The organism is Pseudomonas sp. rhizo25 (genome assembly GCF_031931935.1).
Classification (GTDB): Bacteria; Pseudomonadota; Gammaproteobacteria; order Pseudomonadales; family Pseudomonadaceae; genus Aquipseudomonas; species Aquipseudomonas synxantha.
Map to the genome: position 1 here is coordinate 15,338 of NZ_JAUJXA010000013.1, position 12,299 is coordinate 27,636.

The window sequence follows — 12,299 nt, forward strand, 5'->3', positions numbered from 1 at the left end:
CCGCCATTTGCGTCAGAGTTCCAGGCCTGTGACCGCAGGTCGCGGCTGTCAGGCTTGACACCGGCGCATTAAAAGCCGCGATTTGGGCCTGTCAATTGGCCAAACGGCGCATAAACGCTGTTTAGCGTGATATTCTGCGCGCCGTCTTGGTCTAGGCTTTCCCTGGTGCGTACACCCGTATACGTCCCAGCGGTTGGCTGTTGCCCAGGTAGCTGAGCCAATAATGATAAGAAGTCAGCGCAGAAGGGACATAACAGTGAGGTCGATCCATCGGCCTTGTGTGCCCACCCTGCAGCCTTCATGTGAATGTGCAGACCCCGCGGTACGTTGCCTGACGTAGCGTGAACGAGGGTTACTCATGATCGGGGGCGGTAGGGCGGATGGCGTTTTATCATAGGTGCTACTGATGTTTAAAAAAGTAAACACTGCCCTGCTGGGGCTGGCTTTGTCGATGGGGATCACGTCCGTGCAAGCGGAAGAGGCAAAGAAAGTCGATGTGCTGCTGATCGGCGGCGGCATCATGAGTGCAACCCTGGGTGTCTGGCTCAATGAGCTGGAACCGGACTGGTCGATGGAAATGGTCGAGCGCCTCGATGGCGTGGCCGAAGAAAGCTCCAACGGCTGGAACAACGCCGGTACCGGTCACTCGGCCCTGGCTGAGCTGAACTACACCCCGGAAGACAAGAACGGCAACGTTGAGATCCCGAAAGCGGTCGAGATCAACGAAGCGTTCCAGATTTCCCGTCAGTTCTGGTCCTGGCAGGTTCAGCAGGGCGTGTTGAAGAACCCGCGTTCGTTCATCAACTCCACACCGCACATGAGCTTTGTGTGGGGCGATGACAACATCAAGTTCCTGAAAAAGCGCTACGAAGCCCTGCAAGCGAGCCCGTTGTTCGCTGGCATGCAGTACTCCGAAGACCCGGCGCAGATCGCCAAGTGGGTTCCGCTGATGATGGAAGGGCGTGATCCGAAGCAGAAGATCGCGGCCACCTGGAGCCCGATCGGTACCGACGTGAACTTCGGCGAGATCACCCGCCAGTTCGTCGCTCACCTGCAAACCACGCCGAAGTTTGACTTGAAACTGTCGAGCGAAGTGCAGGACATCACCCGCAACGACGACGGTTCGTGGCGTGTGAGCTACAAAAACCTGAAAGACGGCACCAAGACTGAAACCGACGCCAAGTTCGTGTTCATCGGCGCCGGCGGCGGTGCCCTGCACCTGCTGCAGAAGTCGGGCATTCCTGAAGCCAAGGAATACGCCGGTTTCCCTGTAGGCGGTTCGTTCCTGGTAACCGATAATCCAACTATCGCCGAGCAGCATCTGGCCAAGGCCTACGGTAAAGCCTCGGTCGGTTCGCCACCGATGTCGGTTCCGCACCTGGACACCCGCGTGCTGGATGGCAAGCGCGTGATCCTGTTTGGCCCATTCGCAACCTTCTCGACCAAGTTCCTGAAAGAAGGCTCGTACCTGGACCTGCTGACCAGCACCACCACCCACAACATCTGGCCCATGACCAAAGTCGGTATTCGTGAATACCCACTGGTCGAGTACCTCGCCGGCCAACTGATGCTGTCCGATGACGACCGCTTCAAGGCGCTGCAAGAGTACTTCCCGAACGCCAAGCAGTCCGACTGGCGCCTGTGGCAAGCCGGCCAGCGCGTGCAGATCATCAAGCGTGACGAAGAGCAGGGCGGCGTGCTGAAACTCGGCACCGAAGTGGTCAGCTCTGCCGACAACTCCATTGCCGGCCTGTTGGGTGCATCGCCAGGCGCGTCCACCGCGGCTCCGATCATGCTGACCGTGCTGCAAAAAGTCTTCAAGGACAAAGTAGCAAGCCCGGCCTGGCAGGAAAAACTGCACCAGATCGTGCCAAGCTACGGCACCAAGCTGAACGACAGCCCTGAAGCTGTTGCCAAGGAATGGGCCTACACGGCCGGTGTGCTGCAACTGACACCACCGCCAGCGATCCCGCAACTGGCCGCTCCACAGGCTACCGAGGCTGCCAAGCCTGCGGCTGAGCCAAGCAAGCCGGCGTCTGACCTGGCGCTGTAAGCAACACCCACGAAAAAGCCCGCTGAACCGGTGACGGTCAGCGGGCTTTTTTGTGGGCGCAGTTCAGACCTTGAAGTGGCGGATTTGCTCATGTACATGCAGCGCCAGCGCATTGCCGGTATCGCACATCAGGTACAGATGCTGCGCGGGTAGAGGTGGCAGTTCTGACATGTGGATCAGCCCTTCGCCCATACGGCTTTGCTCCATCAGGCCAACCGCCACGCCACTGCGTACACAGGCTTCGACCGCAGACGAGTTGGGGCTTTCCAGTAGTAGCCGATGGTAAATCCCATGATTTTTCAACGACTGCAGCGCTGCGGCGCGATAGGGGCAGCCAGTGATGGGCACAGTGATGGGTAATGGCAGGTTCGGCGGCGAGTTGAAGCCTTCGGTCGCCACCCACAGCGGCTGCACGGCCCCCAGGCGTTCACCTTGTGCGAGCGGGTGCGCGCTGACGGTGATCGCCAAGTCCAGTTGGTTGGCCGTGAATAAGTCCAGTAACTCACCGCTGGTGCGCGCTTCGATCTCCAGTTCCAGCAGGGGGTTGTCAGCGATCAGTCGCGGTAAAAATTCCTGGATGAAGGCGGGCGCGTAGGTATCCGGCACCCCCAGGCGGATCTTGCCCTGCATGCGCTGGGGCATCAGCGAAATCAGCAGGCGGTCATGGCTCTTGAGAAACTCGGTGGTTTCGCCCAGCAATTTCTGGCCGTACAGCGTCAATTCCACGCCCTGGTTACTGCGGCTGAACAGACGCTGTCCGACCTGATCCTCCAGCTTCTGGATTTGCGTGGTGACGGTGGACGCGCTGCGGTGCACATGCTCGGCCGCCTCGTTAAAGCGCCGAAAGCGCGCTACGGCGTGAAAGGTGCGCAACAGCTCGATATTCAGTTGTTTAGGCATAATTCGGATTTTTCGGATTTGTTGTTTGTGTAATTCAAATATACGCAAGCATGTGCAGCCTTTAGCCTTTGAGTCAAATCACAGCGATGGGAGGCGATATGAAGCGATCTACCTTAGGGTTGCTGCTGTTGCAGGCGGTTTTCGTTTTGTCGTGGAGTTCAGGCTTCATCGGCGCCAAGCTCGGCACCCAGGGTGGTGGGGCGTTCAATCTGCTGTTCTGGCGTTTCCTGCTGGTCTCGCTGTGCCTGGCGCTGTTCCTGAACAAGCGGTTGCTGGAGGTGACCTGGCAGCAGATCCGCCATCACGCGGTTGTCGGTTTCCTGTCGCAGTTCCTTTATTTGAGCTGCGTTTATGTCGCCATCCAGAATGGCCTGCCCCCCGGGATCGCGGCGATCATTGCGGCGCTGCAGCCGTTGATGACAGCGGCATTGTCGACGGGCATGGCGTCCGAGCGCAGTGGCGGCTGGCAGTGGTTGGGGTTGATGATCAGCTTTGTCGGTGTGTCGATTGTGATTGCCGGGCAGTATGGTGGTGGCGGGCAGGGTGTCGGGTTGGTCATGTATCTCTTGCCTCTGGTGTCGGCACTTGGGCTGACACTGGCGACCTTGTACGAGCGTCGTTCGGTGCAGACCCAGGACAGCGGGTTGGTATTGCCGCTGTTTATCCAGTCGCTGTTGACCTTGATAGGTTTTACCGCGGCCGTGATCTACACCGACACCCTGAGTATTCCCCATGACACCAACGTACTGATCTCGATTGTGTGGCTGACGGTGTTCTCCACCTTCCTCGCCTATTTGAGCCTGTGGATGCTGCTACGGGTGATGACGGCCACCCATGTGGCGGCGCTGGTGTACCTGGAGCCGCCGGTGACGTTGGTGTGGGCGGCGTTGATGTTTGGCGATGTGATCCACGCATCGACCTACGCGGGCATTGCCGTGGTCGTGGCGGGGTTGGTGCTGGTGCGCCTGAAGCGACCGACTGTCGCCTGTACTTACTGAGGCTGGCAGGTTCAGCAACCCGACAGACACCGCCTGTTAAAAAGTACCCAGGGCCAAGCAGGAGCGTGGCTGAAACAAGGGGGATTTTTACCAGTGCAGGTGTTGGGCGTTCGCGCCCGAGGGTTTTGTATGTTGCTACGTTATGCAGCATTGGCCGCCATGGTGGTCGCCGCTTCCGGGTGTGTGCAAGAGCGTGTTGTGCATGAGCGCAGGCCGGTACAACACGAGTACGTTGATGTGGTGGCGCCGCAACCGCCGCCGGTGCAGGTGATCGAAGTCGAGCCGGCGGTGCGCGAAGGTTATATCTGGTCACGCGGTTACTGGCGTTGGGAAGGCGGGCGTTATGTAGCAGTGCACGGCCATTGGGAACCGGTGCGTCAGGGTTATCGTTACGTACACCCGCACTGGGTGCAGCGCAATGATGGCTACCATTGGCAGATCGGTGGCTGGGTCCGCTGACCCAACGCCATCTTCCATTGTAGGAGCGAGCTTGCTCGCGAAAAAACCACAGGCACCGCGTGCTCCCTAAATGCTCGCGTAATCGTTGGCGTTTTTCGCGAGCAAGCTCGCTCCTACAAAAAAGCCGGCCTAGCCGATCCGTTTCATCCCCGCTGCCTTGGCCGCGTTCAGATCAAACGTTGCGGTGTACTCGCAACCGGCTGCATGGCCACAGCGTTCGATCAGGCAGTCGGCAAATTCCGCTTTGCTAGCGGTGAACTTGCGCAGGGCCTGCCAGATGATATCGGCGTGTTCGACGGTCAGTTCCCGTGTGTACAGCAAGGTTTCCAGCACCGTCACCACGTCGCTTTTGGTCGATTGGTAGCAGGACTGCAACACCCACACCAGCTCCGTAAGCGTCACCAGGCTGACAAAACCGGGTGAGGCGGCGGTGAGCGATTCGATCAGTTGGGACGCCTTGGCCGATTGCGCAGGATCATCCTGGGTCACATAACGCACCAGCACGTTGGTATCCAGGCCAATCATCCAGCGGTTGCTCCCTGGGCCGCGATGGCTCGGTTCATGTCCTCGATAGACACGGTGTGAGCGGGTTTGCGGATCAACCCCTTGAGGTCCTTGACGGTTTTGCTGGCGGCGATCATGGAAAACTTGCCGTCTTCCATCTCGACGAATTCCACCCGGTCGCCTGTTTCCAGGCCCAAGGCTGTCCTGACCTGGACAGGGATGGTGATTTGCCCTTTTGAAGTGAGTGTGGCGGTAGCCATAGTGAAGATCTCCATCGTGATATTCCTTACCTTAGGGTAAGGAATGACAGAGGACAATATCCGTTGGTCCATAGGTCGCTCGCAGGTGTGAGTCAGTCGGTAGTAAAACCCTAGTCCGAATGCTCGATCCTCACACCGTTGGCTACGCCCCAAACAGATACAAACTATGACCGACCGCCGCTACCTCACTGCACCACGCGATAACACGGCACATACGCCGCGCCGCCCGGCAGTTTCATGCGGTGCTGGGCCACGAATGCCTTCAATAGCTCATCCAGCGGTTTCATGATCGCCGGGTCGCCGTGGATCTCATACGGGCCGTTCTCTTCGATCAGGCGAATGCCCTTGTCCTTGACGTTACCCGCCACGATCCCCGAAAACGCCCGGCGCAGGTTGGCCGCCAGTTCGTGGGGGGGCAAGCTGTGGTTCAGCTGCAGGCTGGCCATGTTTTCGTGGGTGGGGTCGAACGGGCGCTGGAAGCCTTCGTCGATCTTCAGCAGCCAGTTGAAGTGAAACGCGTCGTTACGCTCGCGGCGGAATTGCTTCACGGCCTTGAGGCCGACGGTCATCTGGCGCGCCACTTCGGCCGGGTCGTCGATGATGATCTGATAGTGCTGCTGCGCCGCTTCGCCCAGGGTGGCGCCGACGAACGCATGCAATTGTTCCAGATAGGGGGCGGCGTGTTTCGGCCCGGTGAGGACCACCGGAAACGGCAGGTCGCGATTGTCCGGGTGCATCAGGATGCCCAGCAGGTACAGGAACTCTTCGGCGGTGCCGGCGCCGCCCGGAAAGATGATGATGCCGTGGCCGACGCGTACGAAGGCTTCCAGGCGTTTCTCGATGTCCGGCAGGATCACCAGCTCATTGACGATGGGGTTCGGCGCTTCGGCGGCGATGATGCCCGGCTCGGTCAAGCCCAGGTAACGGCCATTGGTGATGCGTTGTTTGGCGTGGGAAATGGTCGCGCCCTTCATCGGGCCTTTCATCACGCCGGGGCCGCAGCCGGTGCACACGTCAAGGCTGCGCAGCCCCAGTTCGTGCCCGACTTTCTTGGTGTATTTGTATTCTTCGGTATTGATCGAGTGCCCGCCCCAGCACACCACGATCTTAGGCTCCACACCCGGGCGCAGCGTACGGGCGTTGCGCAGCAGGTGGAACACATAGTCGGTGATGCCCTGGGAGTTGCTCAGGTCGATGCGCTGGCTATCCAGCTCATTCTCGGTGTAGACGATGTCGCGCAGGGCGCTGAACAACATCTCGCGGGTGCTGGCGATCATTTCGCCATCGACGAAGGCATCGGCCGGGGCGTTGAGCAGCTCCAGGCGCACGCCGCGGTCCTGCTGGTGAATACGCACTTCGAAGTCTTTGTAGGCGTCGAGGATGGTCTTGGCGTTATCGATGTGGGCGCCGGTGTTGAGAATGGCCAGGGCGCACTGGCGGAACAGGGTGTAGATGCTGCCGCTGCCGGCTTCACTCAGTTGCTGGACTTCACGTTGTGACAGGGTTTCGAGGCTGCCCTTGGGGCTGACGGAGGCGTTGATGACTTGACGTTGGGGCATTCTGATTCCTTGAAAGCACAGCCACCGCACCCAATGAGTTGCGATGGCCTGAGAATGGTGGGCGCCGTTTACGGTCGCACGAGACGGTTATTTACCTCAGGCCAGGGGCCAAGCGCAAACACCGTCCAGCACCATCATGCCGCAGAACTTACTCAATCAGCTTCCAGTTTTTGTAGAAAACCCGACGCAGGGTAAAGACCAGGCCGGCAAAGCCCGCGATCACGGCGTTGAGCACCGTGGGCAGCGGGGTCGGCCGCACAATGTCGATGAACAGGCAGTAGCGTTTGGCGTCGTTCTTGTTGAAGGAAGCGTGCATCAAGGTGTCGTCGAAGATAAACAGCGGGTCGTCGTGCCAGTAGTGCTTGTGCTTGCCCACCTGGATATACACGCCCTCGTGATGCGGCGCCGGCGCCATGTTGTAGAGCACGCGGAACATCATGCGCAGGGGGCCGAAGTGAAAGGAGGTGGACCGGTTTTCGTTGAACACCGAGACACCGATGGTCTTCACGAAGGGCAATTTCTTGCGCAGTTGCGGAATATCCAGGGTGGTCTCGATCGGGCGGCCGTACCACTGGAAAAACAACATGCCGCGTTTCTTCTCGGCCATGCGCTCGTCCAGGTAGCCGATGATTTCATCCTTGTGAGCCATGGCGTCGTCGATCACGTGTTGCAGGTCTTCGCGCCAGGCGGGTGGCAGGTCATGCATCGTGTAGACATGGCGGTTGCGGCTGCTCAGCAGGTCGAGCAGGGTGTTGAAGGGGGCGAGCACCCAGGTATTGCGGCCGTTGCCGATGAAGTATTTCTTGAGGGTGGCGCGGTCATAGAGGCCGTTGCGCAGGAAATCATAAATACCGCACAGCACCACCAGCAGCAGGAATACCAGGCAGGTACGCGGGAAACAGTCGATCAACAGCAGAACGCCGAGTACCCAGGCCAGGGACACCAGCTTTTTGCCGACAGCACTTTTGCTCATGGAACACGGCTCCAACCTTGAAACATAATGAAACAATATCGTCATCATAAGGGTTTATAGAGCCGCGAGGGGTTATTAAATAGGGCGAAATTGTGAAGCCCTTGCACAATTTGTAACCGTTGCCGCGCACCCTCCTAAGGTTTGTGGATTGAATTTTGAGAACAGAAGATTTGCGACTATCGTGACGCTTCGGTTTTTTGGACGTCATAGACCGGTACGATTGAAGTTGAATGGCCACCATTGGCCTTCGGCACCTTGGAAGAGGCAGAAATTTTTATGATCATCAAACCGCGGGTTCGTGGCTTTATCTGTGTGACCGCCCACCCTGTTGGCTGTGAAGCGAACGTCAAAGAGCAGATCGACTACGTAACCAAGAATGGCGTAATCGAAGGCGGCCCCAAGAAAGTGCTGGTGCTCGGTGCCTCCACCGGTTACGGCCTGGCCGCGCGCATCAGTGCCGCGTTTGGCTGCGGCGCCGATACCCTGGGCGTGTTTTTTGAGAAAGAAGGCGAAGAAGGCAAGCTGAGCTCCGCCGGCTGGTACAACAGCGCGGCGTTCGAGAAGTTTGCCGTGGAAAAAGGCCTGTACGCCAAGAGCATCAACGGCGACGCGTTCTCCGACGAGATCAAGCGCCTGACCATCGACACCATCAAGAAAGACCTGGGCAAGATCGACCTGGTGGTCTACAGCCTGGCCGCGCCACGCCGTACCGACCCGCAAGGCGTGGTGCACAACTCCACCCTCAAGCCAATCGGCAAGGCCGTGACCCTGCGCGGTATCAACACCGACAAGGGCGTGGTGGTAGACACCACTCTTGAGCCTGCAACCCAGGAAGAAATCGACGGCACCGTGAAGGTCATGGGCGGCGAAGACTGGCAGCTGTGGATCGACGCCCTGCGTGACGCTGATGTGTTGGCCGAAGGCGCCAAGACCACCGCGTTCACCTACCTCGGCGAGAAGCTGACCCAGGATATCTACTGGAACGGTTCCATCGGCGAAGCCAAGAAAGACCTGGATAAAAAAGTCCTGACCCTGCGCGAAAACCTCGCGGCGCTCAAGGGCGATGCCCGTGTGTCGGTGCTCAAGGCCGTGGTCACCCAGGCCAGCTCGGCGATCCCGATCATGCCGCTGTACCTGTCGTTGCTGTTCAAGGTGATGAAAGAGCAGGGCACCCACGAAGGCTGCATCGAGCAGGTCTACGGCCTGTTCAAGGACAGCCTGTACGGTAAAGAGCCTAAGCTCGACGCCGATGGCCGCCTGCGCGCCGACCTCGCTGAGCTGGAACCGAAGGTGCAGGACGCCGTGGCTGCGCTGTGGAACCAGGTTACCGACGACAACGTCAACGAGATCAGCGATTTTGCCGGTTACAAGGCTGAGTTCCTGCGCTTGTTCGGCTTTGAAGTCGATGGTGTGGATTACGACGCGGACGTGAACCCGACCGTCAAGATCAACGGCCTGGTCCAAGCCTAAGGCCTAATGCAGACCTAAAATGTGGGAGGGGGCTTGCTCCCGATGGCGGTGTATCAGTCACTACCTTCAGTGGCTGACACCCTGCTATCGGGAGCAAGCCCCCTCCCACATTTAATCCGAGTCTTTTCAGATACTTCTTACGCCCCGGCGCGCGCCTCTCTCTTCCAGATCTGCCAGACTCCAGCTGCTATCAAGTCACACTAACGGAGGATCTGATGACGATTCGTGCAGTAGTTTTTGATTTCGGCGGTGTCCTGTTCGACTGGAGCCCGCAGCACCTGTACCGCAAGCTGATTGCCGACGATGCAGAACGGCAGTGGTTCCTCGACAACATCTGCACCCAGGCCTGGAACACCGAGCAAGATGCCGGTCGTACCCTGGCTGAAGCCACCCGCATCCTGATTGACCAACACCCCGATCACCACACCTTGATCCAGGCTTATTACGAGCGCTGGCACGAGATGCTGCGCGGTGAGTTGCCCGAAGGCGTGGCGATTCTCGAGGCGCTGCACCAGGCCAATGTGCCGTTGTTCGGGCTCACCAACTGGTCGGCTGAAACGTTCCCTTATGCCCGGGCCAATTACCCGTTCCTGCAGCGTTTTCGCAATATCGTCGTGTCCGGCGAATTGAAGTTGATCAAGCCTGACCCGGCGATCTACCACGCCAGTCTTGAGCAGGTTCGTGCCCATCTGCCGGATATCCAGCCGAGTGAAGTGGTGTTTATCGATGATGTCGAAGGCAATATCGACGCGGCTGTCGCCTTGGGCTGGCAGGGTATCCACCATGTGTCGGCCGATCGTACCGCTGCGCGTTTGCGCGAGTTGGGCGTGGCCTTCTAGGGCGCCCATTTCTCCATGGCGAAGTCGACGAACGCCCGCAGCTTGGGCAGGCGATAGCGGTCCTGGCGATACAGCAGGTGCATGGGGCGGCTGGGTAGTTTATAGGTGGTTAGCAAGGCCACCAGCTTGCCGTTCTCCAGGTCCGGTTGCACCAGGGCATCGGCCAGCATGATGATGCCCATGCCGTTGATGGCCGCCTGGCGCAAGCCTTGCGAGCTGTTGATGGTCAATGAGCCGCCAACCGGGACTTCCACTTGGCCTTCATCCCCGGTCATGCGCCAGAGTTTATCGGTATCGCGCCAGTTATCGTTCGCGGGGTAGGCGAACGCCAGGCAATCGTGCTGCTGCAGGTCATCTGGTGTCTGCGGCGTACCCCGGCGCGCCAAGTACGCAGGTGACGCGCACAGCGTGAGGGTGTAGGGCTGCATGGGCCTGGCGATCACGCTGGATGTTGCCAGTTCACCCAGGCGGATTGCCACGTCGAAGCCGCTGTCTACGAGGTCCATTCGCTCATTGCTCAGCACCACGTACAGGTCGATAAGCGGGTAGCGCTGGGAAAACTCGCTTAGGGCCGGCACCAGGCGTTCAGTGCCGAACACGGGCGGCGCAGTGATACGCAGGCTGCCTTTGGGGGTGTCGCTGTGGATCTGCTCGGCCAGTAGCTCGGAGTCGGCCACCAGCCCCAATACTTCCAGGCAACGCTGATAGTACTGCGCGCCAAATTCCGTAAGGTTCTGTTTACGCGTAGTGCGTTTGAGCAAGCTGACGCCCAGCCGTTGCTCCAGGGCACGCAAATGGTTGCCCACCATGGTGGTCGACATCCCGCATTCGTGGGCGGCGGCGGTCATGCTGCCGGTCTCGACGACTTTCACGTACACCGACATTGCCTGGAACAGATCCATTATCAACTCCTGGTTTAAAGTCATTGCAGGAATTCAGAGTTTATCCAGCAAGGGTGGTTAACGATACTGAAACCACCCCAACGATGCACTGGAGCCACCCCCCATGACCGCCGCCTGCCTGATGAGCACCTATCAACCTTTGGCCCTGAGCTTCAGTCGTGGCCTGGGCACGCGCCTGTGGGACCAGCAGGGCCGCGAATACCTGGATGCGGTCGCCGGCGTAGCAGTGACCAATGTCGGTCATTCCCACCCCAGGCTGGTAGCGGCCATCAGTGAACAGGCCGGCCTGCTGCTGCACACGTCCAACCTTTACAGCATCGACTGGCAACAGCGGCTTGCCCTGCGCCTGGCCCAACTGTCCGGGCTGGACCGTGCGTTTTTCAACAACTCCGGCGCCGAGGCCAATGAGACGGCGCTGAAACTGGCGCGCTTGCATGGCTGGAAAAAAGGCATTGAACAGCCGCTGGTGGTGGTGATGGAGAACGCCTTTCACGGCCGCACGCTTGGCACCATGGCCGCCAGCGACGGGCCGTCGGTGCGCCTGGGGTTCCAGCGCCTGCCCGGGGACTTCATCAAGGTTGGCTTCGGCGATATGGCCGCCTTGGAGACGATCACCAGGCAATACGGCACACGCATCGCCGCGGTGCTGCTGGAACCGATCCAGGGCGAAAGTGGTGTGCTGGTGGCCCCTCCCGGTTACCTCAAAGCCCTGCGCGACCACTGCACGCGCCACGGCTGGCTGATGATGCTTGACGAGATCCAGACCGGCATCGGGCGTACCGGCACCTGGTTTGCCTTCCAGCACGAAGGCATCGTGCCGGATGTGATGACCCTGGCCAAAGGCCTCGGCAATGGTGTGCCCATCGGCGCCTGCCTGGCCCGGGCCGCCGTGGCCGAGCTGTTCACGCCTGGTAGTCATGGCAGCACCTTTGGCGGTAACCCACTGGCCTGTCGCGTGGGCTGTACCGTGCTGGAGATTATTGAACAGCAAGGTTTGCTACAGAACGCGGCACACCAGGGTGAATACCTGCTGGCGCGGTTGCACATGGAATTGGACGAGCACCCGCAGGTACGGGCGATTCGCGGCAAGGGCTTGATGATCGGGATCGAACTGGCCGGCCCTTACCGCGACCTGGCGCAACGTGCCGCCCAGGAGCATGGGCTGTTGATCAACGTCACGCGGGGCAAGATCATTCGCCTGTTGCCGCCGCTGACTTTGCAGCGCCAGGAAGTAGAAATGATTGTGCGTGCCATCACCCGCTTATTGGGTTGAAATACGATCAAAGTGAGGGAGGGGACTTGCTCCCGATAGCAGTGGTTCAGCCACTGAAGATATCGACTGATGCACCGCTATCGGGAGCAAGCCCCCTCCCACAGTGGTT

At 59.4% G+C, this 12,299-nt stretch carries 12 protein-coding genes; 6 read left to right on the forward strand and 6 right to left on the reverse strand.

The features are described from left to right. Positions 1–406: 406 nt before the first annotated feature. Positions 407–2,053: a malate dehydrogenase (quinone) gene (gene mqo / locus QZR30_RS22605; protein WP_056847296.1), complete on the forward strand. Its 1,647-nt coding sequence runs from the start codon at positions 407–409 to the stop codon at positions 2,051–2,053. A 63-nt stretch (positions 2,054–2,116) separates the two neighbouring features. On the opposite strand, the gene QZR30_RS22610 is transcribed toward mqo, so the two are convergent. Continuing rightward, positions 2,117–2,953, reverse strand: a complete 837-nt coding sequence (locus QZR30_RS22610; RefSeq protein WP_311904234.1) for a LysR family transcriptional regulator — start codon at positions 2,951–2,953, stop codon at positions 2,117–2,119. A gap of 98 nt (positions 2,954–3,051) precedes the next feature. Here QZR30_RS22610 and QZR30_RS22615 point away from each other — a divergent pair, with 98 nt between their 5' ends. Beyond that, the gene (locus QZR30_RS22615) at positions 3,052–3,951 is read left to right on the forward strand and encodes a DMT family transporter (protein ID WP_311904236.1); all 900 of its coding nucleotides are present in this window, start codon (positions 3,052–3,054) and stop codon (positions 3,949–3,951) included. Between the two features lie 129 nt (positions 3,952–4,080). Next, positions 4,081–4,410, forward strand: a complete 330-nt coding sequence (locus tag QZR30_RS22620; RefSeq protein WP_005786252.1) for a YXWGXW repeat-containing protein — start codon at positions 4,081–4,083, stop codon at positions 4,408–4,410. Positions 4,411–4,539: 129 nt separating this feature from the next. On the opposite strand, the gene QZR30_RS22625 is transcribed toward QZR30_RS22620, so the two are convergent. From QZR30_RS22625 to QZR30_RS22640, 4 genes are all read right to left on the reverse strand, one after another. After that, positions 4,540–4,935 (reverse strand): PIN domain-containing protein, encoded by a 396-nt coding sequence (locus QZR30_RS22625; RefSeq protein ID WP_311904239.1) that lies wholly within the window; start codon positions 4,933–4,935, stop codon positions 4,540–4,542. Then, positions 4,932–5,189, reverse strand: coding sequence for an AbrB/MazE/SpoVT family DNA-binding domain-containing protein (locus QZR30_RS22630; protein ID WP_005786256.1), 258 nt, complete (start codon positions 5,187–5,189; stop codon positions 4,932–4,934). Before QZR30_RS22630 ends, QZR30_RS22625 begins: the two co-directional genes overlap by 4 nt. Before the next feature lie 170 nt (positions 5,190–5,359). Then, positions 5,360–6,733 carry a nucleotide 5'-monophosphate nucleosidase PpnN gene (gene ppnN / locus QZR30_RS22635; protein ID WP_043047468.1) on the reverse strand — a complete coding sequence of 458 codons (1,374 nt, stop codon included), beginning with the start codon at positions 6,731–6,733 and terminating at the stop codon, positions 5,360–5,362. Positions 6,734–6,881: 148 nt separating this feature from the next. Further along, positions 6,882–7,706 carry an aspartyl/asparaginyl beta-hydroxylase domain-containing protein gene (locus QZR30_RS22640; RefSeq protein WP_068966659.1) on the reverse strand — a complete coding sequence of 275 codons (825 nt, stop codon included), beginning with the start codon at positions 7,704–7,706 and terminating at the stop codon, positions 6,882–6,884. 276 nt (positions 7,707–7,982) lie between these two features. Between QZR30_RS22640 and fabV the strand changes: the two genes are divergently transcribed. Both fabV and QZR30_RS22650 read left to right on the forward strand, forming a co-directional pair. After that, positions 7,983–9,176, forward strand: coding sequence for an enoyl-ACP reductase FabV (fabV, locus tag QZR30_RS22645; RefSeq protein WP_046072680.1), 1,194 nt, complete (start codon positions 7,983–7,985; stop codon positions 9,174–9,176). A gap of 215 nt (positions 9,177–9,391) precedes the next feature. Then, complete coding sequence (locus QZR30_RS22650) at positions 9,392–10,015, forward strand: HAD family hydrolase (protein ID WP_311904242.1); 624 nt, start codon at positions 9,392–9,394, stop codon at positions 10,013–10,015. Here QZR30_RS22650 and QZR30_RS22655 read toward each other — a convergent pair. Beyond that, on the reverse strand, positions 10,012–10,917 hold the full coding sequence (locus QZR30_RS22655) for a LysR family transcriptional regulator (protein WP_056846393.1): 906 nt from the start codon (positions 10,915–10,917) through the stop codon (positions 10,012–10,014). The genes QZR30_RS22650 and QZR30_RS22655 overlap by 4 nt on opposite strands. A gap of 103 nt (positions 10,918–11,020) precedes the next feature. On the opposite strand from QZR30_RS22655, the gene QZR30_RS22660 reads away from it, so the two are divergent. Next, positions 11,021–12,190 (forward strand): aspartate aminotransferase family protein, encoded by a 1,170-nt coding sequence (locus tag QZR30_RS22660; RefSeq protein ID WP_274358172.1) that lies wholly within the window; start codon positions 11,021–11,023, stop codon positions 12,188–12,190. Positions 12,191–12,299: the final 109 nt, after the last annotated feature.

Excerpts from the sequence above, each read along its gene's own strand:
- mqo (WP_056847296.1), top strand. The coding sequence starts at position 407 with ATGTTTAAAAAAGTAAACACTGCCCTGCTGGGGCTGGCTTTGTCGATG.
- QZR30_RS22610 (WP_311904234.1), bottom strand. The coding sequence starts at position 2,953 with ATGCCTAAACAACTGAATATCGAGCTGTTGCGCACCTTTCACGCCGTA.
- QZR30_RS22615 (WP_311904236.1), top strand. The coding sequence starts at position 3,052 with ATGAAGCGATCTACCTTAGGGTTGCTGCTGTTGCAGGCGGTTTTCGTT.
- QZR30_RS22620 (WP_005786252.1), top strand. The coding sequence starts at position 4,081 with ATGTTGCTACGTTATGCAGCATTGGCCGCCATGGTGGTCGCCGCTTCC.
- QZR30_RS22625 (WP_311904239.1), bottom strand. The coding sequence starts at position 4,935 with ATGATTGGCCTGGATACCAACGTGCTGGTGCGTTATGTGACCCAGGAT.
- QZR30_RS22630 (WP_005786256.1), bottom strand. The coding sequence starts at position 5,189 with ATGGAGATCTTCACTATGGCTACCGCCACACTCACTTCAAAAGGGCAA.
- ppnN (WP_043047468.1), bottom strand. The coding sequence starts at position 6,733 with ATGCCCCAACGTCAAGTCATCAACGCCTCCGTCAGCCCCAAGGGCAGC.
- QZR30_RS22640 (WP_068966659.1), bottom strand. The coding sequence starts at position 7,706 with ATGAGCAAAAGTGCTGTCGGCAAAAAGCTGGTGTCCCTGGCCTGGGTA.
- fabV (WP_046072680.1), top strand. The coding sequence starts at position 7,983 with ATGATCATCAAACCGCGGGTTCGTGGCTTTATCTGTGTGACCGCCCAC.
- QZR30_RS22650 (WP_311904242.1), top strand. The coding sequence starts at position 9,392 with ATGACGATTCGTGCAGTAGTTTTTGATTTCGGCGGTGTCCTGTTCGAC.
- QZR30_RS22655 (WP_056846393.1), bottom strand. The coding sequence starts at position 10,917 with ATGGATCTGTTCCAGGCAATGTCGGTGTACGTGAAAGTCGTCGAGACC.
- QZR30_RS22660 (WP_274358172.1), top strand. The coding sequence starts at position 11,021 with ATGACCGCCGCCTGCCTGATGAGCACCTATCAACCTTTGGCCCTGAGC.